Source organism: Streptomyces sp. NPDC002328 (assembly GCF_042890065.1).
Taxonomy (GTDB): Bacteria; Actinomycetota; Actinomycetes; order Streptomycetales; family Streptomycetaceae; genus Streptomyces.
Map to the genome: position 1 here is coordinate 583,411 of NZ_JBIARQ010000002.1, position 18,898 is coordinate 602,308.

General features: G+C 69.6%; 18 protein-coding genes. 3 read left to right on the forward strand and 15 right to left on the reverse strand.

The window, feature by feature from the left end:
• Positions 1-4 precede the first annotated feature (4 nt).
• Genes nuoL through ACFYX4_RS09090 form a run of 12 tightly spaced genes read right to left on the reverse strand, consistent with a single transcriptional unit; the run spans position 5 to position 12,826 of the window.
• Positions 5-1,996, reverse strand: a complete 1,992-nt coding sequence (gene nuoL, locus ACFYX4_RS09035) for an NADH-quinone oxidoreductase subunit L (RefSeq protein WP_389328242.1) — start codon at positions 1,994-1,996, stop codon at positions 5-7.
• 15 nt (positions 1,997-2,011) lie between these two features.
• Complete coding sequence (nuoK, locus tag ACFYX4_RS09040; RefSeq protein WP_019756142.1) at positions 2,012-2,311, reverse strand: NADH-quinone oxidoreductase subunit NuoK; 300 nt, start codon at positions 2,309-2,311, stop codon at positions 2,012-2,014.
• Positions 2,308-3,150 carry an NADH-quinone oxidoreductase subunit J gene (locus ACFYX4_RS09045; RefSeq protein ID WP_389328246.1) on the reverse strand — a complete coding sequence of 281 codons (843 nt, stop codon included), beginning with the start codon at positions 3,148-3,150 and terminating at the stop codon, positions 2,308-2,310. The genes nuoK and ACFYX4_RS09045 overlap by 4 nt, the downstream gene beginning before the upstream one ends.
• Positions 3,147-3,758, reverse strand: coding sequence for an NADH-quinone oxidoreductase subunit NuoI (gene nuoI, locus ACFYX4_RS09050; protein WP_389328249.1), 612 nt, complete (start codon positions 3,756-3,758; stop codon positions 3,147-3,149). Before nuoI ends, ACFYX4_RS09045 begins: the two co-directional genes overlap by 4 nt.
• The gene (nuoH, locus tag ACFYX4_RS09055) at positions 3,751-5,112 is read right to left on the reverse strand and encodes an NADH-quinone oxidoreductase subunit NuoH (RefSeq protein ID WP_389328252.1); all 1,362 of its coding nucleotides are present in this window, start codon (positions 5,110-5,112) and stop codon (positions 3,751-3,753) included. The genes nuoI and nuoH overlap by 8 nt, the downstream gene beginning before the upstream one ends.
• Positions 5,109-7,613, reverse strand: coding sequence for an NADH-quinone oxidoreductase subunit G (locus ACFYX4_RS09060; protein ID WP_389328255.1), 2,505 nt, complete (start codon positions 7,611-7,613; stop codon positions 5,109-5,111). Before ACFYX4_RS09060 ends, nuoH begins: the two co-directional genes overlap by 4 nt.
• Entirely contained in the window at positions 7,610-8,956 is a 1,347-nt protein-coding gene (gene nuoF / locus ACFYX4_RS09065) for an NADH-quinone oxidoreductase subunit NuoF (protein ID WP_389328258.1), read from the reverse strand. Before nuoF ends, ACFYX4_RS09060 begins: the two co-directional genes overlap by 4 nt.
• Positions 8,956-9,789 (reverse strand): NADH-quinone oxidoreductase subunit NuoE, encoded by an 834-nt coding sequence (gene nuoE / locus ACFYX4_RS09070; RefSeq protein ID WP_389328683.1) that lies wholly within the window; start codon positions 9,787-9,789, stop codon positions 8,956-8,958. Before nuoE ends, nuoF begins: the two co-directional genes overlap by 1 nt.
• A gap of 38 nt (positions 9,790-9,827) precedes the next feature.
• Complete coding sequence (locus tag ACFYX4_RS09075; RefSeq protein ID WP_389328261.1) at positions 9,828-11,150, reverse strand: NADH-quinone oxidoreductase subunit D; 1,323 nt, start codon at positions 11,148-11,150, stop codon at positions 9,828-9,830.
• Positions 11,147-11,902: an NADH-quinone oxidoreductase subunit C gene (locus tag ACFYX4_RS09080; RefSeq protein WP_389328264.1), complete on the reverse strand. Its 756-nt coding sequence runs from the start codon at positions 11,900-11,902 to the stop codon at positions 11,147-11,149. The genes ACFYX4_RS09075 and ACFYX4_RS09080 overlap by 4 nt, the downstream gene beginning before the upstream one ends.
• On the reverse strand, positions 11,899-12,453 hold the full coding sequence (locus ACFYX4_RS09085; protein ID WP_055635348.1) for an NADH-quinone oxidoreductase subunit B family protein: 555 nt from the start codon (positions 12,451-12,453) through the stop codon (positions 11,899-11,901). Before ACFYX4_RS09085 ends, ACFYX4_RS09080 begins: the two co-directional genes overlap by 4 nt.
• Positions 12,454-12,466: 13 nt before the next feature.
• Positions 12,467-12,826, reverse strand: a complete 360-nt coding sequence (locus ACFYX4_RS09090; RefSeq protein WP_030494815.1) for an NADH-quinone oxidoreductase subunit A — start codon at positions 12,824-12,826, stop codon at positions 12,467-12,469.
• Between the two features lie 711 nt (positions 12,827-13,537).
• On the opposite strand from ACFYX4_RS09090, the gene ACFYX4_RS09095 reads away from it, so the two are divergent.
• Positions 13,538-14,380 (forward strand): C40 family peptidase, encoded by an 843-nt coding sequence (locus tag ACFYX4_RS09095; protein WP_389328267.1) that lies wholly within the window; start codon positions 13,538-13,540, stop codon positions 14,378-14,380.
• Positions 14,381-14,644: 264 nt separating this feature from the next.
• On the opposite strand, the gene ACFYX4_RS09100 is transcribed toward ACFYX4_RS09095, so the two are convergent.
• Entirely contained in the window at positions 14,645-15,931 is a 1,287-nt protein-coding gene (locus tag ACFYX4_RS09100) for a geranylgeranyl reductase family protein (RefSeq protein ID WP_389328270.1), read from the reverse strand.
• 97 nt (positions 15,932-16,028) lie between these two features.
• Between ACFYX4_RS09100 and ACFYX4_RS09105 the strand changes: the two genes are divergently transcribed.
• Both ACFYX4_RS09105 and ACFYX4_RS09110 read left to right on the forward strand, forming a co-directional pair.
• Positions 16,029-16,535 (forward strand): GNAT family N-acetyltransferase, encoded by a 507-nt coding sequence (locus ACFYX4_RS09105; protein ID WP_389328272.1) that lies wholly within the window; start codon positions 16,029-16,031, stop codon positions 16,533-16,535.
• A gap of 127 nt (positions 16,536-16,662) precedes the next feature.
• Positions 16,663-16,980, forward strand: a complete 318-nt coding sequence (locus ACFYX4_RS09110; protein ID WP_389328275.1) for a PASTA domain-containing protein — start codon at positions 16,663-16,665, stop codon at positions 16,978-16,980.
• A gap of 40 nt (positions 16,981-17,020) precedes the next feature.
• Here the strand turns inward: ACFYX4_RS09110 and ACFYX4_RS09115 are convergent, their stop codons facing one another.
• Positions 17,021-17,716: a demethylmenaquinone methyltransferase gene (locus ACFYX4_RS09115; RefSeq protein ID WP_389328278.1), complete on the reverse strand. Its 696-nt coding sequence runs from the start codon at positions 17,714-17,716 to the stop codon at positions 17,021-17,023.
• A gap of 32 nt (positions 17,717-17,748) precedes the next feature.
• Positions 17,749-18,897, reverse strand: coding sequence for an acyltransferase (locus tag ACFYX4_RS09120; RefSeq protein ID WP_389328281.1), 1,149 nt, complete (start codon positions 18,895-18,897; stop codon positions 17,749-17,751).
• Position 18,898 lies beyond the last annotated feature (1 nt).

Here is an 18,898-nt window from a genome sequence, read left to right on the forward strand (position 1 = left end):
GGTATCAGACCGCCCTCATCAGCAGGGTCGCGGCGATGAGGACCGCCGCACCGCCGAACATCGAGACCGCGTAGGAGCGCGCGAAGCCGTTCTGGAGCTTGCGCATGCGCCCGGAGAGGCCGCCGACCGAGGCCGCGGTGCCGTTGACGACGCCGTCGACCAGGGTGTGGTCGACGTAGACCAGGGACCGCGTGAGGTGCTCGCCGCCGCGGACCAGGACGACGTGGTTGAAGTCGTCCTGGAGCAGGTCGCGCCGGGCGGCCCGGGTGAGCAGCGACCCGCGCGGGGCGACGACCGGGACGGGGCGGCGGCCGTACTGGGCGTAGGCGACGCCGACGCCGATCACCATCACCGCCACCGTGGACAGCGTGACCGTGAGGGCGCTGACCGGCGGGTGTCCGTGCTCGAAGCCGGTGACCGGCTCCAGCCAGTGCACGAAACGCTCGCCGATGCTGAAGAAGGCGCCCGCGAACACCGAGCCGAAGGCCAGCACGATCATCGGGATCGTCATCACCTTGGGTGACTCGTGCGGATGCGGTTCGCCCGTCGCGCCGGCGGCATGGCCGGACGCGGTGTCGCCGTGGTGCTCGGCGGCGGGCTCCGCGCTCGACGCCTGCGGGGAGCGGGTGGGCTGGTTCCGCCAGCGCTCCTCGCCGAAGAACGTCATCAGCATCACGCGCGTCATGTAGTACGCGGTGATGGCCGCGCCCAGCAGCGCGCAGCCGCCGAGGATCCAGCCCTCGGTGCCGCCCTTGGCGAACGCCGCCTCGATGATCTTGTCCTTGGAGAAGAAGCCGGACAGACCCGGGAAGCCGATGATGGCGAGGTAGCCGAGGCCGAAGGTGACGAAGGTGATCGGCATGTACTTGCGCAGGCCGCCGTACTTGCGCATGTCGACCTCGTCGTTCATGCCGTGCATGACCGAGCCGGCGCCGAGGAACAGGCCGGCCTTGAAGAAGCCGTGCGTGACCAGGTGCATGATCGCGAAGGCGTAGCCGATGGGGCCGAGGCCCGCGGCGAGGACCATGTAGCCGATCTGCGACATGGTCGAGCCGGCCAGCGCCTTCTTGATGTCGTCCTTCGCGCAACCGACGATCGCACCGAAGAGGAGCGTGACGGCGCCGACGATCGTGACGACGAGCTGGGCGTCGGGAGACGCGTTGAAGATCGCCGCGGAGCGGACGATCAGGTAGACGCCCGCGGTCACCATGGTCGCCGCGTGGATCAGGGCCGAGACCGGGGTCGGGCCCTCCATGGCGTCCCCGAGCCAGGACTGGAGCGGTACCTGGGCGGACTTGCCGCAGGCGGCGAGCAGCAGCATCAGGGCGATCGCGGTGAGCTGGCCCTCGGTGGCGTCCCCGGCGATCCCCGCCTTCTGCTCCGTGCCGAGCAGCGGGCCGAAGGCGAAGGTGCCGAAGGTGGTGAACATCAGCATGATGGCGATCGACAGGCCCACGTCGCCGACGCGGTTGACCAGGAAGGCCTTCTTCGCGGCCGTCGCCGCGCTGGGCTTGTGCTGCCAGAAGCCGATCAGCAGGTAGGAGGCGAGACCGACGCCCTCCCAGCCGACGTAGAGCAGCAGGTAGTTGTCCGCGAGGACGAGCAGCAGCATCGCCGCAAGGAACAGGTTGAGGTAGCCGAAGAAGCGGCGGCGCCGCTCGTCGTGCTCCATGTACCCGACCGAGTACAGGTGGATCAGCGAGCCCACGCCCGTGATCAGCAGCACGAAGGTCATCGACAACTGGTCGACGCGGAAGGCGACGTCCGCCTGGAAGCCCTCGACCGGGATCCAGCTGAACAGGTGCTGCGTCAGCGTCCGGTCGTCGGCCCCCTTGCCGAGCATGTCGGCGAAGAGGACGAGACCGATCACGAAGGAGGCGGCCGAGAGCAGGGTGCCGATCCAGTGGCCGACGGCGTCGAGCCGGCGTCCGCCGAGCAGCAGGACGGCCGCTCCGAGCAGGGGCGCCGCGACGAGCAGCGCAATCAGGTTGTCCACGATTCTTCCGACCCCTTACAGCTTCATCAGGCTGGCGTCGTCGACCGAGGCCGAGTGGCGGGAACGGAACAGCGACACGATGATCGCGAGTCCGACCACGACCTCCGCGGCGGCGACGACCATCGTGAAGAAGGCGATGATCTGGCCGTCGAGATTGCCGTGCATCCGGGAGAAGGCGACGAGCGCGAGGTTGCAGGCGTTGAGCATCAGCTCGATGCACATGAACACGACGATCGCGTTGCGCCGGATCAGCACGCCCGTCGCGCCGATCGTGAACAACAGGGCGGCGAGGTAGAGGTAGTTGACCGGGTTCACTTCGACGCCTCCTCGGTCCGCTTGAAGGTCGGCGGTTCGATCGGGGCCCGCTCCAGGCGTTCCTCGGCGCGCTGTTCCAGCGCCTTGAGGTCGTTGAGCGCCTCGGTGGACACGTCACGGATCTGGCCGCGCTCGCGCAGCGTCTTGCTGACGGTGAGCTCCGACGGGGTGCCGTCGGGCAGCAGGCCCGCGATGTCCACGGCGTTGTGCCGCGCGTACACGCCGGGGGCCGGCAGCGGCGGGAGGTGCTTGCCCTCGCGGACGCGCTGCTCGGCCAGCTCGCGCTGGGTCTTGGCCCGCTCGGTGCGCTCGCGGTGGGTGAGCACCATCGCGCCGACGGCGGCCGTGATGAGCAGGGCGCCGGTGATCTCGAAGGCGAAGACGTACTTCGTGAAGATGAGGGCGGCGAGGCCCTCCACGTTGCCGCCCGCGTTGGCCTGGGCGAGGCCGTTGAACTCCGTCAGGGAGGCGTTCCCGATGCCCGCGACGAGCAGGACGCCGAAGCCGAGGCCGCACAGGAGGGCCAGCCAGCGCTGGCCCTTGATGGTCTCCTTCAGGGAGTCCGCCGCGGTGACGCCGACGAGCATCACCACGAACAGGAACAGCATCATGATCGCGCCGGTGTAGACGACGATCTGCACGATGCCCAGGAAGTAGGCGCCGTTGGCGAGGTAGAACACCGCCAGGATGATCATGGTGCCGGCGAGACAGAGCGCGCTGTGCACGGCCTTCTTCATGAAGACGGTGCACAGGGCGCCGGCCACCGCGACGGTGCCCAGCACCCAGAACTGGAACGCCTCGCCGGTGGAGGTGGAATAGGCGGCGAGCTGCGCGCTCATGCGTCCACCTCCTCGTCCTCGGGCTTCTCGCCCTTGGAGACCGCGACCTGCTGGACCGTGCCGGGCGCGGCCTCGGTCACCAGCCCCCGGTAGTAGTCCTGCTCGTCCGTCCCCGGGTAGATCGCGTGCGGCGAGTCGACCATGCCCTCGTCGAGGCCCGCCAGCAGCTGCTCCTTGGTGTAGATCAGGTTGGCGCGGCTGGAGTCGGCGAGCTCGAACTCGTTGGTCATCGTCAACGCGCGCGTGGGGCACGCCTCGATGCACAGGCCGCACAGGATGCAGCGGGCGTAGTTGATCTGGTAGACGCGGCCGTACCGCTCGCCCGGCGAGTAGCGCTCCTCCTCGGTGTTGTCCGCGCCCTCGACGTAGATGGCGTCGGCGGGGCAGGCCCAGGCGCACAGCTCGCAGCCGACGCACTTCTCCAGGCCGTCCGGATGGCGGTTGAGCTGGTGCCGTCCGTGGAACCGCGGAGCCGTGGTCTTCTGCTGCTCCGGGTACTGCTCGGTCAGCCGCTTCTTGAACATGGCCTTGAACGTCACGCCGAAGCCGGCCACCGGGTTCTGGAAACCGGGCGTCGTGTGCCCGGCCTCCTTGGGCTCCTCAGCCATCGGACGCCTCCTTTCCATCCAGAGATCCGTCACTCTGAGTATTGGGCCCACCACTGACAATCAGCTCCCGCTCCCGGCGCGGAAGGCGCCTCGGGACCGGCGGCAGCTCCTGTCCGGGCAGCGGCGGCACAGGGAACCCGCCCGCCATCGGGTCGAACGCGGCGGGCTCGGCGGGGGCTTCGGCCTGCTTGCCGCGGTCGCGGAACATGTCGGCGACGAAGGAGAGCAGCAGCAGGACCAGGACCGCGCCGCCGACGTAGAGGGCGATGTCGGCGAAGTCGTAGTTCTCGTTGCGCAGGGTCCGCACGGTCGCGACGAGCATCAGCCAGGTCACCGAGACCGGGATGAGGACCTTCCAGCCGAGCTTCATCAGCTGGTCGTAACGCACGCGTGGGAGCGTGCCGCGCAGCCAGATGAAGAAGAACAGCAGCAGCTGCACCTTGATGGTGAACCAGAGCATCGGCCACCAGCCGTGGTTCGCGCCCTCCCAGAAGCCGCTGATCGGCCATGGGGCGCGCCAGCCGCCGAGGAAGAGCGTCACCGAGACGGCCGAGACCGTCACCATGTTCACGTACTCGGCGAGCATGAACATCGCGAACTTGATCGACGAGTACTCGGTGTTGAAGCCGCCGACCAGGTCGCCCTCGGACTCCGGCATGTCGAACGGGGCGCGGTTGGTCTCGCCGACCATCGTGACGATGTAGAGGATGAACGAGACCGGCAGCAGGATGATGTACCAGCGGTCCTGCTGCTGTTCGACGATCGTCGACGTCGACATCGACCCCGAGTACAGGAAGACGGAGGCGAACGCGGCGCCCATCGCGATCTCGTAGGAGATCATCTGCGCGCAGGAGCGCAGGCCGCCCAGGAGCGGGTAGGTGGATCCGGAGCTCCAACCCGCCAGGACGATGCCGTAGATGCCGACCGAGGCGACCGCGAGGATGTAGAGCATCGCGATCGGCAGGTCGGTCAGCTGCATCGTGGTGCGCTGGCCGAAGATCGAGATCTCGTTGCCGGCCGGGCCGAAGGGGATCACCGCGATCGCCATGAAGGCGGGGATGGCCGCGACGATCGGCGCGAGGACGTACACCACCTTGTCGGCGCGCTTGACGATGAGGTCTTCCTTCAGCATCAGCTTGATGCCGTCGGCGAGCGACTGGAGCATGCCCCAGGGGCCGTGCCGGTTGGGGCCGACGCGCAACTGCATCCAGGCGACGACCTTGCGCTCCCAGACGATGGAGAACAGCACGGTCACCATCAGGAAGGCGAAGCAGAAGACCGCCTTGATGACGACGAGCCACCAGGGGTCGCGGCCGAACATGGAGAGGTCTTCAGCGGCGAAGTACGGGCTCATGCCTCCACCTCCTGGGGGGCTTCGGCGGTGAGCGTCGCCGGGCCGATGCGGACGAGGGAGCCGGGCCGCGCCCCGGTGTCGGAGGCGACGCCCCCGCCGACGGAGTTCAGCGGGAGCCACACCACCCGGTCGGGCATGTCGGTGATCTGAAGCGGCAGCTCCACGGTCCCGGCCGGCCCGGTCACGGCGAGCGCGTCACCGTCCTTGACGCCCGCCTCTGCGGCCGTCGCGGGCGACACGCGTGCGCGTGCGGCGTGCCGCGTCCCGGCGAGCGCCTCGTCGCCCTGCTGGAGGACGCCCCGGTCGAGCAGCAGACGGTGACCCGCGAGCACGGCCTCACCGGCGGCGGGCCGCGGCAGGACGCCCGCGGTGTCGAGCGGTTCGGTGGCCCGCGGTCCGTCCCAGGCGCCCAGCCGGTCCAGCTCCGCGCGCGCGGTGCGCAGGTCCGGCAGGCCCAGGTGGACGTCCATGGCGTCGGCGAGCATCTGGAGCACACGCGCGTCGGAGGGCGCCGGGCGGCGGGTCATCTGGTCGGGCTTGAGCGCGGCCTCGAAGAAGCGCACCCGGCCCTCCCAGTTGAGGAAGGCCCCCGTCTTCTCGGCGACCGCGGCCACCGGCAGGACGACGTCGGCGTGCTCGGTGACCTCGCCCGGCCGCAGCTCCAGCGACACCACGAACCCGACCTCGGCGAGCGCCTCACGCGCGCGTGCCGGGTCGGGCAGGTCGGCGACCTCCACACCCGCGACGAGCAGCGCCTGGAGCTCGCCGTCCGCGGCGGCCTCGATGATCTGCCCGGTGTCCCGCCCGTGGCGGTGCGGGAGTTCCCCGACGCCCCAGGCGGCCGCGACCTGCTCCCGCGCGCGCGGGTCGGTCGCCGGACGTCCGCCCGGCAGCAACGAGGGCAGCGCGCCCGCCTCGACCGCGCCGCGTTCCCCGGCCCGGCGCGGGATCCACACCAGCGCGGCCCCGGTCGCGTTCGCGGCCCGTACGGCGGCGGTGAGACCGCCGGCCACGGCGGCCAGCCGCTCGCCGACGACGATCACCGCGCCCTCGGCCCGCAGCGCCTCGGCGGCCCTGCTGCCGTCGGCCTCCAGGCCGACGCCGCCGGCCAGCGCGTCCAGCCACTCCGTCTCGGTGCCGGGAGCGGCCGGCAGCAGGGTGCCTCCCGTCTTCTCCAGGCCGCGTGTGGCGTGCGTGCCCAGGGAGAACACCTTCTGGCCGTGCTTGCGCCAGGCCTTGCGCAGCCGCAGGAAGACGCCGGGCGCCTCCTCCTCGGACTCGAAGCCCGCCAGGAGGACGGCGGGCGCCTTCTCCAGCGCGGTGTACGTGACGCCCGTGCCGTCGAGGTCGCGGCCGTGTCCGGCCACCCGCGCGGCCAGGAAGTCGGCTTCCTCGGTGCTGTGCACGCGCGCGCGGAAGTCGATGTCGTTGGTGTCGAGCGCCACGCGCGCGAACTTGCTGTACGCGTACGCGTCCTCGATGGTGAGCCGGCCGCCGGTCAGGACGCCGGTGCGGCCCCGGGAGGCCAGCAGGCCCTGAGCCGCGATCTGGAGAGCCTCCGGCCAGGACGCCGGCGTCAGGACGCCCTCGGCATTGCGCACCAGCGGCGTGTCGAGCCGGTCCCGCTGCTGCGCGTACCGGAACGCGAAGCGCCCCTTGTCGCAGATCCACTCCTCGTTGACCTCGGGCTCGTTCGCGGCGAGCCGCCGCATGACCTTGCCGCGCCGGTGGTCGGTGCGCGTGGCGCAGCCGCCGGAGCAGTGCTCGCACACGGAGGGCGAGGAGACGAGGTCGAAGGGCCGGGAGCGGAACCGGTAGGCCGCCGAGGTCAGCGCGCCGACCGGGCAGATCTGGATCGTGTTGCCGGAGAAGTACGACTCGAAGGGGTCGCCCTCGCCGGTGCCGACCTGCTGGAGCGCGCCCCGCTCGACCAGTTCGATCATGGGGTCGCCCGCGACCTGGTTGGAGAAGCGGGTGCAGCGGGCGCACAGCACGCACCGCTCGCGGTCGAGCAGCACCTGCGTGGAGATGGGGACGGGCTTCTCGTAGGTCCGTTTGCGGCCCTCGAACCGGGACTCGGCCTGGCCGTGGGACATGGCCTGGTTCTGAAGGGGGCACTCGCCGCCCTTGTCGCAGACCGGGCAGTCCAGCGGGTGGTTGATGAGGAGCAGCTCCATCACACCGTGCTGGGCCTTCTCGGCCGCGGGCGAGGTGAGGTGGGTCTTCACCACCATCCCGTCCGTGCAGGTGATGGTGCAGGACGCCATCGGCTTGCGCTGGCCCTCGACCTCGACGATGCACTGGCGGCAGGCGCCGGCCGGGTCGAGGAGGGGGTGGTCGCAGAAGCGCGGGATCTCGATGCCGAGCTGCTCGGCGGCCCGGATGACCAGGGTGCCCTTGGGCACGCTGATCTCGGCGCCGTCGATGGTCAGCGTCACGAGATCCTCCGGCGGGACCGCCGCCTCTCCCCCACCGGTGGGAGCGTTGGTGGTCACGGTCATGCGTTCACCTCCGTGCGGTCGGCCCAGGCCGTCGACTTGGCCGGGTCGAAGGGGCAGCCGCGGCCCGTGATGTGCTGCTCGTACTCCTCGCGGAAGTACTTGAGCGAGGAGAAGATCGGCGAGGCGGCACCGTCGCCGAGGGCACAGAAGGACTTGCCGTTGATGTTGTCGGCGATGTCGTTGAGCTTGTCGAGGTCGGACATCACACCCTTGCCGGCCTCGATGTCCCGCAGCAACTGCACGAGCCAGTACGTGCCTTCGCGGCAGGGGGTGCACTTGCCGCAGGACTCGTGGGCGTAGAACTCGGTCCAGCGTGTGACGGCCCGCACGACGCAGGTCGTCTCGTCGAAGCACTGGAGTGCTTTCGTACCCAGCATGGAACCCGCGGCGCCCACTCCTTCGTAGTCAAGAGGGACGTCGAGGTGCTCGTCGGTGAACATCGGGGTCGAGGAGCCGCCCGGCGTCCAGAACTTGAGGCGGTGGCCCGGTCGCATGCCGCCGCTCATCTCGAGGAGCTGACGGAGGGTGATGCCGAGCGGGGCCTCGTACTGGCCGGGGCCGGCGACATGGCCGCTGAGCGAGTACAGCGTGAAGCCCGGGGACTTCTCGCTCCCCATCGACCTGAACCATTCTTTGCCGTTGTTCAGAATCGCGGGAACCGACGCGATGGACTCGACGTTATTCACCACAGTCGGGCACGCATAGAGGCCCGCGACAGCAGGGAAAGGAGGGCGGAGCCGCGGTTGTCCACGGCGGCCTTCGAGCGAGTCCAGCAGCGCGGTCTCCTCACCGCAGATGTACGCGCCGGCGCCGGCGTGCACGGTGAGTTGGAGGTCGAGTCCGCTGCCCAGGATGTTCTCGCCGAGGTAGCCCGCCGCGTAGGCCTCGCGCACGGCCTCGTGCAACCGCCGCAGAACAGGGACTACTTCACCCCGCAGATAGATGAAGGCATGAGACGACCTGATGGCGTAACACGCGATGACGATGCCCTCGATGAGGCTGTGCGGGTTCGCGAAGAGGAGCGGGATGTCCTTGCAGGTTCCCGGTTCCGATTCGTCGGCGTTGACAACTAGATAGTGCGGTTTTCCATCCCCTTGGGGAATGAACTGCCATTTCATTCCCGTGGGGAATCCCGCGCCACCGCGGCCGCGCAGACCGGAGTCCTTGACGTACGCGATCAAGTCGTCCGGCGACATGGCGAGCGCCTTGCGGAGCCCCTCGTACCCCTCGTGCCTCCGGTAGACGTCCAGAGTCCAGGACCCGTCCTCGTCCCAGAAGGCCGACAGCACGGGTGCGAGCAGCTTCTCGGGGCTGGTGTCTTTCAGCTCGGGTGCCAAGGTCATCACTCCCCCTCCTCGGCGGTAGGCCCTGCCGGGTGAGCCGGGTCGGATGCCGATGTGTCCTGCGGAGCGTCATGCGAACTGAGGTGCTCGGTCGGCGACGGTTCGTGCACGGGCCGGTCCTGCGGCTCGTCGTGCGGTTTGCCGTCGCGCGGATGGACCACGCGCGCGGGTGCGGCCTCTCCCCTTGCCAGGCGAAGGCCCACCAGCGACGCCGGTCCCGCGCTGCCGCTCGCCTCGACGGCGCCGTCGCGCTCGTCGGGGAAGCCCGCCAGGATCCGGGCGGTGTCCTTGAAGGTGCACAGCGGCGCCCCGCGCGTGGGCGAGACGGTGCGACCGGTCCGCAGGTCGTCCACCAGGCGCTTCGCGCTCTCCACGGTCTGGTTGTCGAAGAACTCCCAGTTGACCATCACGACCGGCGCGAAGTCGCAGGCCGCGTTGCACTCGATGTGCTCCAGCGTGACCTTGCCGTCGCCGGTGGTCTCGCCGTTGCCGACGCCCAGGTACTCCTGGAGCGCCTCGAAGATCGCGTCGCCGCCCATCACCGCGCACAGCGTGTTGGTGCAGACGCCCACCTGGTAGTCGCCGCTGGGACGGCGCCGGTACATCGTGTAGAAGGTGGCCACCGCGGTGACCTCGGCGGTGGTCAGGTCCAGCACGTCCGCGCAGAACCGCATCCCGGTGCGCGTGACGTGTCCCTCCTCCGACTGCACCAGGTGCAGCAACGGCAGGAGCGCGGACCGGGAGTCGGGGTAGCGGGCGATGATCTCGCGCGCGTCCCGCTCGAGCCGGGCTCGGACGTCGTCCGGGTACGCGGGCGCGGGCAGCTCGGGCATGCCCAGGCTGACGCCCCGCTCCGAGGAAGAGGTGGTGCTCACCGGTCGACGCCTCCCATCACGGGGTCGATGGACGCGACGGCGACGATGACGTCGGCGACCTGGCCGCCCTCGCACATCGCCGCCATGGCTTGCAGGTTGGTGAAGGACGGGTCGCGGAAGTGGACCCGGAAGGGGCGGGTGCCTCCGTCGGAGACGGCGTGCACCCCGAGTTCGCCCTTGGGCGATTCGACGGCCGCGTACGCCTGTCCCGGCGGGACGCGGAAGCCCTCGGTGACCAGCTTGAAGTGGTGGATCAGGGCCTCCATGGAGGTGCCCATGATCTTCTTGATGTGGTCGAGGGAGTTGCCGAGGCCGTCGGGGCCCAGGGCGAGCTGGGCGGGCCAGGCGATCTTGCGGTCGGCGACCATGACGGGGCCGGGCTGGAGCCTGTCGAGGCACTGCTCGACGATCCGCAGCGACTGGCGCATCTCCTCCAGGCGGACGAGGAAGCGGCCGTAGGAGTCGCAGGAGTCGGCGGTCGGGACCTCGAAGTCGTAGGTCTCGTAGTCGCAGTACGGCTGCGTCTTGCGCAGGTCGTGCGGCAGGCCCGTGGAGCGCAGGATCGGGCCGGTCGCGCCGAGGGCCATGCAGCCGGCGAGGTCGAGGTAGCCGACGTCCTGCATGCGGGCCTTGAAGATGGGGTTCCCGGTGGCGAGCTTGTCGTACTCCGGGAGGTTCTTCTTCATCTTCTTCACGAACTCGCGGATCTGGTCCACCGCGCCGGGCGGGAGGTCCTGGGCGAGTCCGCCGGGGCGGATGTACGCGTGGTTCATCCGCAGGCCCGTGATGAGCTCGTAGATGTCGAGAATCATTTCACGATCACGGAATCCGTAGATCATGATCGTGGTGGCGCCGAGCTCCATGCCGCCGGTGGCGATGCACACCAGGTGGGACGACATCCGGTTCAGCTCCATCAGGAGCACCCGGATGATCTTGGCTCGCTCGGTGAGCTGGTCCTCGATGCCGAGGAGCTTCTCGACGGCGAGACAGTAGGCGGTCTCGTTGAAGAAGGACGTCAGGTAGTCCATGCGCGTCACGAAGGTGGTGCCCTGCGTCCACGTGCGGAACTCGAGGTTCTTCTCGATGCCGGTGTGCAGGTAGCCGATGCCGCAGCGGGCCTCGGTGACCGTCTCGCCCTCGATCTCCAGGATGAGGCGGAGCACTCCGTGGGTGGAGGGGTGCTGGGGACCCATGTTGACGACGATGCGCTCGTCGTCGGCGCGGGCCGCGGACTGGACGACCTCGTCCCAGTCGCCACCGGTGACGGTGTAGACGGTGCCCTCGGTGGTCTCCCGAGGGGAGGCGTGCGAAGTGCTCACGAGTACGACCTCCGCTGGTCCGGAGCCGGGATCTGGGCGCCCTTGTACTCGACGGCGATGCCGCCGAGGGGGTAGTCCTTGCGCTGCGGATGGCCCTGCCAGTCGTCCGGCATCATGATCCGCGTCAGCGCCGGGTGACCGTCGAAGACGATCCCGAAGAAGTCGTAGGTCTCGCGCTCGTGCCAGTCGTTGGTCGGATAGACGGAGACCAGGGACGGCACGTGCGGGTCGCTGTCGGGGGCGCTGACTTCGAGGCGGAGCAGCCGGTTGTGGGTGATCGAGCGCAGGTGGTAGACGGCGTGCAGTTCGCGTCCCTTGTCGCTCGGGTAGTGGACGCCGCTGACGCCGGTGCACAGTTCGAAGCGCAGGGCGGGGTCGTCGCGCAGGGTGCGGGCGACGCGGAGCAGGTGCTCACGTTCGATGTGGAAGGTGAGTTCGCCGCGGTCGACGACCGTCTTCTCGATCGCGTTCTCGGGGAGGAGGCCCTGCTCCTCCAGCGCGCCTTCGAGCTCGTCGGCGATCTCGTCGAACCAGCCGCCGTAGGGCCGGCTCGCCGGTCCCGGGAGCCGGACGGAGCGGACCAGGCCGCCGTAGCCGGAGGTGTCGCCGCCCCTGTCGGCGCCGAACATGCCGCGCTGCACGCGGATCTCCTCGCCGCCCTGGCCACGCTGGCCGGGGAGGTTGGAGGCGGAGAGGTCCTTCTCGGGGTTGGTCCCGTTCGCCCCTTGGCCGGTGCCGTTGGCGTCGCTCACCGCAGCAGCCCCTTCATCTCGATCGTGGGCAGGGCCTTGAGCGCCGCTTCCTCCGCCTCGCGGGCCGCCTCCTCGGCGTTCACGCCCAACTTGGAGTTCTGGATCTTGTGGTGGAGCTTGAGGATGGCGTCCATGAGCATCTCCGGGCGCGGCGGGCAGCCCGGGAGATAGATGTCGACGGGGACGATGTGGTCGACGCCCTGGACGATCGCGTAGTTGTTGAACATGCCGCCCGAGGAGGCGCAGACCCCCATGGAGATCACCCACTTGGGGTTCGGCATCTGGTCGTAGACCTGCCGGAGAACGGGCGCCATCTTCTGGCTGACCCGGCCCGCGACGATCATCAGGTCCGCCTGGCGGGGCGAACCGCGGAAGACCTCCATGCCGAAGCGCGCCAGGTCGTAGCGGCCGGCGCCGGTGGTCATCATCTCGATGGCGCAGCAGGCGAGGCCGAACGTGGCGGGGAAGACGGACGCCTTGCGCACCCAGCCCGCGGCCTGCTCGACGGTGGTCAGCAGGAAGCCGCTCGGCAGCTTTTCTTCGAGTCCCATGGCTAAAGGCCCCTCAGTCCCATTCCAGACCGCCGCGCCGCCACACGTACGCGTAGGCGACGAAGACGGTGAGCACGAAGAGCAGCATCTCCACGAGCCCGAAAAGCCCCAGGGCGTCGAAGGTGACGGCCCAGGGGTAGAGGAAGACGATCTCGATGTCGAAGACGATGAAGAGCATCGCCGTCAGGTAGTACTTGATGGGGAAGCGCCCGCCGCCGGCCGGCGTGGGGGTCGGCTCGATTCCGCATTCATAGGCCTCGAGCTTGGCGCGGTTGTACCGCTTCGGCCCGATCAGCGTGGCCATGACCACGGAGAAGATCGCAAAGCCTGCCCCGAGGGCTCCCAGTACGAGGATGGGCGCATAGGCGTTCACCGCTCCTCGCTCCTCTCAGTCGGCACTGACTGCTGGCGATGGCTTGGGCCCACATCCGGCTCACGCGCCCCGCGAACACCGCTCGTCCCAGCGAAGATCGCGAACATGTGAAGCAGGTCACAAGCCCAACTGCCACGCATCTTATGCCTGCCGGTCTGTGATCTGCGACACGGGGTATTACACAAGCTTTGTGATCTCCACCACCTGACGAAGGATCATGAAGTCATATCAGCAGTGATCTTCGCACGGGAAGCGCAAGAGTGATCACAAGTAGTGACATTTGCGCTCGTCACCGCAGGCCGGAGGGGGCGTCTCAATATCAAGAAACTTCCCCTGCATGCAAATTCGCGCTGGGCGGGACGCCCTGCTAGAGCACCCGTTCACACATCAGGGGGAGGGAGGGGGCGGGATGTGGACGCGTGCACGCGTTCACGAGCGGAGCCGGCCGCTCCACGCGCACGGGACGCCCCGACTCCGGTGACCGTTCCGTGACCTCCGCCACACCCGGAAGGGGGCCCGAGAACCGGGCTTGGCCAACTGCCTCGACCAGTGGTAGGTGCGGGGCAATCCGGACGTAACGACGAAAGGCCATGATCACAGGCTTGAGCACCTGCGTCCGCAATGTCCGTTAAGCCGTCAATAAAGGGCGAGGCGGCAGGTGTTCGGGGTGGCCGTTGAACAATTGTGGCGCACCACACGTTTCTTGAAGGTATGGAGGAGCCCCTGATACCGGTTGTACCCATGTCCCACACCGCTCACATACGCAGCCACCGGAAACCCCGCCGCAGCGCGTCGAAGATCGCGATGCGGGCCGGAGTCGCCAGTGGTGTCCTCGGCACGCTGGCCGTCGCCACGGCGGCAGGATCGGCCAACGCCGCCGAGCCGGTGACGCAGACGCTCGAACTGCCCGTGCTCACGGGCGACCTGGCCGCTCAGGTCGCGCAGTCCGCCGAAGTCACGCAGCAGGCTGCCGCTAACTACCAGCTCGAGGCCGAGCGCGACGCTGCCGCCGCGGCAGCTGCCGCCGAGGCCAAGAAGGACCTCGCCGCCGCCAAGAAGGCCGAGGCGAAGAAGAAGGCCGAGGAGGCCCGCAGGGCCGCCGCCGAGGCCGCCGCGTCCCGTTCCGAGGAGCGCAGCACCCTCTCCGCCTCGGCTTCCGCCTCCGAGTCCACTTCCACGTCGGTCTCCACTCCTGCCAGCGGCAGCGTCGGGACCGTCATCTCCTTCCTCAAGGCACAGCTGGGCGACGCGTACGTCATGGGAGCCACCGGCCCCAACGCGTGGGACTGCTCCAGCCTGGTCCAGGCCGCGTTCAAGCAGGTCGGCGTCGACCTGCCGCGCGTCTCGCAGGACCAGTCGATGGTCGGCACGGACGTGTCGCTGTCCAACCTTCAGGTCGGCGACATCCTGTACTGGGGCGGCAAGGGTTCCGCCTACCACGTGGGCGTCTACATCGGGGACGGCCAGTACCTGGACGCGGCCAACCCGTCCAAGGGCGTCGTCGTCCAGGACCTCTCCGGTTACCCGGCGTCGGGCGCGGTGCGCGTCCTCTGAGACGCGGGGACTGACCGCAAGGGCCGCAGCCGTTCGGGGCAGCGGCCCTTTCGGGCTCTCCCGGCACCCTGGGCTGCCGCCGCCGGATGCCGGTCTCGCCGCCGGACGCCGGTCTCGCCGCCGGGTGCCGGGGCCGTCTCGCCGTCGGCCAAGTCGGCGTCGTGCTGCGGCTGTTCGTCCACGACCGCCGCCCGGCGGGACGAGGTCCTCGCCCGCCGGGTCCCCGGGCAGCGCGGGCTCAGCGCCCGCGCGAGGGGGCGAAGGTCACGCCTTCGGGGCCACCTTGCTCAGGCCGTTGATGATGCGGTCCATCGCATCGCCGCCCGTCGGGTCCGTGAGGTTCGCGAGCAGCTTCAGGGTGAACTTCATCAGCATGGGGTGGGTCAGGCCGCGCTGAGCCGCGATCTTCATGACCTTCGGGTTGCCGATGAGCTTCACGAAGGCGCGGCCCAGTGTGTAGTAGCCGCCGTAGGTGTCCTTGAGGATCCGCGGGTAGCTCTGGAGAGCCAGTTCGCGTTGGCCGGGGGTGGCGCGCGCGTGGGCCTGGACGATGACGTCGGCGGCGATCTGGCCGGACTCCATGGCGTAGGCGATGCCCTCGCCGTTGAAGGGGTTGACCAGGCCGCCGGCGTCGCCGACGAGCAAGAGGCCCTTGGTGTAGTGGGGCTGGCGGTTGAAGGCCATGGGCAGGGCGGCGCCGCGGATCGGTCCCGTCATGTTGTCCGGCGTGTAGCCCCAGTCCTCCGGCATGGAGGCGCACCAGGCCTTGAGGACCTCGCGCCAGTCCAGTTCCTTGAAGGAGTCGGAGGTGTTGAGGACGCCGAGGCCGACGTTGGACGTGCCGTCGCCCATGCCGAAGATCCAGCCGTAGCCCGGCAGGAGGCGGTCCTCGCCCGGTCCGCGCCGGTCCCACAGCTCCAGCCAGGACTCCAGGTAGTCGTCCTCGTGGCGCGGCGAGGTGAAGTAGGTGCGCACCGCGACGCCCATGGGACGGTCCTCGCGGCGGTGCAGGCCCATCGCCAGGGAGAGGCGGGTGGAGTTGCCGTCGGCGGCGACCACCAGCGGGGCGTGGAAGGTGACCTCGCGCTTCTCCTCGCCCAGCTTGGCGTGGACGCCGGTGATGCGGCCGGTGCGGTCGTCGATGACCGGGGCGCCGACGTTGCAGCGCTCGTAGAGCCGGGCGCCCGCCTTCTGGGCCTGGTGGGCGAGCTGCTCGTCGAAGTCGTCGCGCTTACGGACGAGGCCGTAGTCGGGGAAGGAGGCGAGATCCGGCCAGTCCAGCTGGAGGCGGACACCGCCGCCGATGATGCGCAGCCCCTTGTTGCGGAGCCAGCCGGCCTCCTCCGAGATGTCGATGCCCATGGCGACGAGCTGTTTGACAGCGCGCGGGGTGAGGCCGTCGCCGCAGACCTTCTCGCGCGGGAACTCGGTCTTCTCGAGCAGGAGTACGTCGAGCCCGGCCTTGGCGAGGTGGTAGGCGGTCGTGGAGCCGGCCGGCCCCGCGCCGACGACGATCACGTCGGCGGTGTTTTCGGAGAGGGGCTGAGTCACGGCGGGAACTCCCCAAGTTCGGAATCTGCGTGCCGACCGGCACTGGACATGGGCAGTCTATTCAGCGACATTGATCACCGGCTGAAGGGCTGCCCCCGTGAAGCGAGTTCTCCCCGTAGTACGGCTGCGCGTCCCCACCGACGAGGACGCGGTCGCCTGGCACCGGATCTTCGACCACCCGGACGTGATGGAGTTCCACGGCGGCCGGTCGGCGGGGCTGTCCGTCTACGAGGAGCTGACCGCCCGCCAGCGCCGGCACGACGCCGAGCGCGGGTACTGCCTGTGGACGATGCTCGACGAGTCCGGCCGTGTCGTCGGCTTCACCGGCGCGCAGCCCTGGGAGCGGGACTGGGGTCCGACGGGCGAGATCGAGATCGGCTGGCGGCTCGGGCGGGAGCACTGGGGCCAGGGGTACGCCACGGCGGCGGCGCGCATGACGCTGGACCGGGTGCGGGAGGCGGGCGTGCCGAGTGTCGTGGCCATGGTCGCCGCGCGCAACGCCCGCTCCATCGCGGTCACGCAGCGGCTCGGCATGCGGCTCGCCGAGGTCTACACCGCACCGCAGTCGAAGACGGAGGGGCACTGCTACCGCCTCCACCTGTGATGCGTGACTCTGAGTAGTCGATTGTCACGGAAAGCCACCTGACGCTTCCGGACGGCACCCCCGGGCGGTTACCCTTCCAGTACCGCTGGGGGTGACATCTGTGCTCATACGGCCCAAAACACCCGAAGTGCGCGTGCCGAGACTCGTCGGCCTGATGGCCATGGACGCGCGCGAGACGGCCATGGCGCGAGGAGTGCTGCTGGCCGCGCCCGACCGGCCCGACTTCCACCGCACCGTCGTCGACTACGTCGTACGGCAGTACCCGCCGCCCGGGGTCGAGGTGCCGCGCGGCGCCGTGGTCACCGTGTGGTTCGACTTCGCCGAGGGCGAGGGCGGCGGAGGCGCGGGCGTGCGCGAGCCGCGCGTGCCCAGACCGGGCGGGGGCGGTCTGGAACGCGAACTGGACCGACCAGGGGACGCCTTCGAGGCGGTCAGCTCTTCTTGAGCCCCGCCTCGGCCAGGTCGCCCTGAAGCCCCGGTACGCGTCAGCTCTTCTTGAAGCCCCGGTGCAGGGTGACCACGCCGCCCGTCAGGTTGCGCCAGGCGACCTTCGACCAGCCGGCCTTGCGCAGGTGCTCGGCCAGGGCGGGCTGGTCGGGCCAGGCGCGGATGGACTCGGCGAGGTAGACGTACGCGTCGGGGTTCGAGGAGACGGCACGGGCGACCGGGGGCAGGGCTCGCATCAGGTACTCGGTGTAGACCGTGCGGAAGGGCGCCCAGGTCGGGTGCGAGAACTCGCAGATCACGACCCGGCCGCCGGGGCGCGTCACCCGGTGCATCTCCCGCAGGGCGGCGTCGAAGTCCTGCACGTTGCGCAGCCCGAAGGAGATCGTGACGGCGTCGAAGGTGTCGTCCTTGAACGGCAGCCTCGTCGCGTCGCCCGCGGTGAACGGCAGCCAGGTGTGTTTGCGCTTGCCGACCTGGAGCATGCCGAGGGAGAAGTCGCAGGGGACGACGTAGGCGCCGGCCTGGGCGAACGGCAGGGAGGAGGTGGCGGTGCCGGCCGCCAGGTCCAGGACCTTCTGCGCGGGGCGCGCGTCGACCGCGCGGGCGACCTCCTTGCGCCACCTGCGGTCCTGGCCGAGCGAGAGGACGTCGTTCGTCAGGTCGTACCGTTCCGCCACGTCGTCGAACATCGAGGCGACTTCGTGCGGCTGCTTGTTCAGGGAAGCGCGGGTCACCCGCCCATTGTGGCAGCCCGCGCACCACCGGCTCACGGCAGGAGTCTCGGCCGTTTCCGTGCCGCCACGTCCTCGACCCAGCCGCACAGCAGCACGAAGACGCCGATCAGCAGCCAGCCGACGGCGAACGTGAACCACTGGCTGTCCAACGGCAGGTACCTCTCGAACGCGGGCACGTCCCAGCAACGATCGATCAGCGGGACCGCCAGGATCAGCGCGATCTCGTGCCACAGGTAGATCGTGACCGCGCGCGCGTTGAAGACGGTGACGACCCGGTCGGTGCGCCGGAAGCGGGTGAGCCAGGCGAAGTCGATGCGGAAGTACGCCTTCGCCCACATCAGCAGCATCACGAAGCCGGCCGACCAGAAGGCCTGCGCGAGGGGGTTCTCGTCCAGGTCGTAGGTGCCGAAGTCGGCCTGGTGGGCGAGGGCGTACCAGCCGCCGTAGGCCATCGCGGCGAGCGCGAGGAGCGTCACCAGGGCCGGCTTCGCCCGCTGGAGCACGCCGTCGCGGTGTGCGAAGCCGAGCATCCAGCAGAAGAGGTACGTCGACAGGTCCCACAGGCCGCTGCCGAACCGGTTGTCCGGGCCGGACCAGACGAAGTTCAGGACCAGGATCGGGGCGAGGGACAGGGCGAGGACGGGCATCGGGGCGAGCCGGAAGAGGCGCAGGAGGAGCGGGGAGAGCAGGACGAACCACAGGTAGGTGCGCAGATACCAGAGGATCTCCCAGGCCTGCGCGCCCCAGGCGTTGCCCGGCGGGTCGCCGAGCGGGACGACCCAGTAGACGATCTGCCGGCCCGGCATCCAGTCGTGGACCAGCATCGCCAGGACGACGAACAGACCCCAGAACCAGAACGGGGGCAGAAGCCGGCGGAACCGGCTCCGCACCACCTTGAGCGGGGGCCGCTCCAGCGACTTGGCCATCAGGGTGCCGGCGAGGCCGAACATGACGCCCATGGAGGGGAAGACCATGCCGGCCCAGGCCCAGCCGAAGGTGTGGTACGCGACGACCCTGATGAGGGCGAGGGCGCGCAGGGTGTCGAAGTAGCGGTCCCTCGGGGGCGCGGGAGGATGGGCGCCTTCGGCGTCCGCCGACCCGCTGTTCCCACCGGCGACGCCCGGCGCCGCCGGCACGTGCGCCTCCGTGGCGACACTCCCGCCCCTCCGGTGTGAGCCCACC

What these genes read in the sequence shown, in the direction of transcription:
- ACFYX4_RS09045 (WP_389328246.1), bottom strand. Translation starts at nt 3,150, where the DNA reads ATGAGCGCGCAGCTCGCCGCCTATTCCACCTCCACCGGCGAGGCGTTC.
- nuoI (WP_389328249.1), bottom strand. Translation starts at nt 3,758, where the DNA reads ATGGCTGAGGAGCCCAAGGAGGCCGGGCACACGACGCCCGGTTTCCAG.
- nuoH (WP_389328252.1), bottom strand. Translation starts at nt 5,112, where the DNA reads ATGAGCCCGTACTTCGCCGCTGAAGACCTCTCCATGTTCGGCCGCGAC.
- ACFYX4_RS09060 (WP_389328255.1), bottom strand. Translation starts at nt 7,613, where the DNA reads ATGACCGTGACCACCAACGCTCCCACCGGTGGGGGAGAGGCGGCGGTC.
- nuoF (WP_389328258.1), bottom strand. Translation starts at nt 8,956, where the DNA reads ATGACCTTGGCACCCGAGCTGAAAGACACCAGCCCCGAGAAGCTGCTC.
- nuoE (WP_389328683.1), bottom strand. Translation starts at nt 9,789, where the DNA reads ATGCCCGAGCTGCCCGCGCCCGCGTACCCGGACGACGTCCGAGCCCGG.
- ACFYX4_RS09085 (WP_055635348.1), bottom strand. Translation starts at nt 12,453, where the DNA reads ATGGGACTCGAAGAAAAGCTGCCGAGCGGCTTCCTGCTGACCACCGTC.
- ACFYX4_RS09095 (WP_389328267.1), top strand. Translation starts at nt 13,538, where the DNA reads ATGGAGGAGCCCCTGATACCGGTTGTACCCATGTCCCACACCGCTCAC.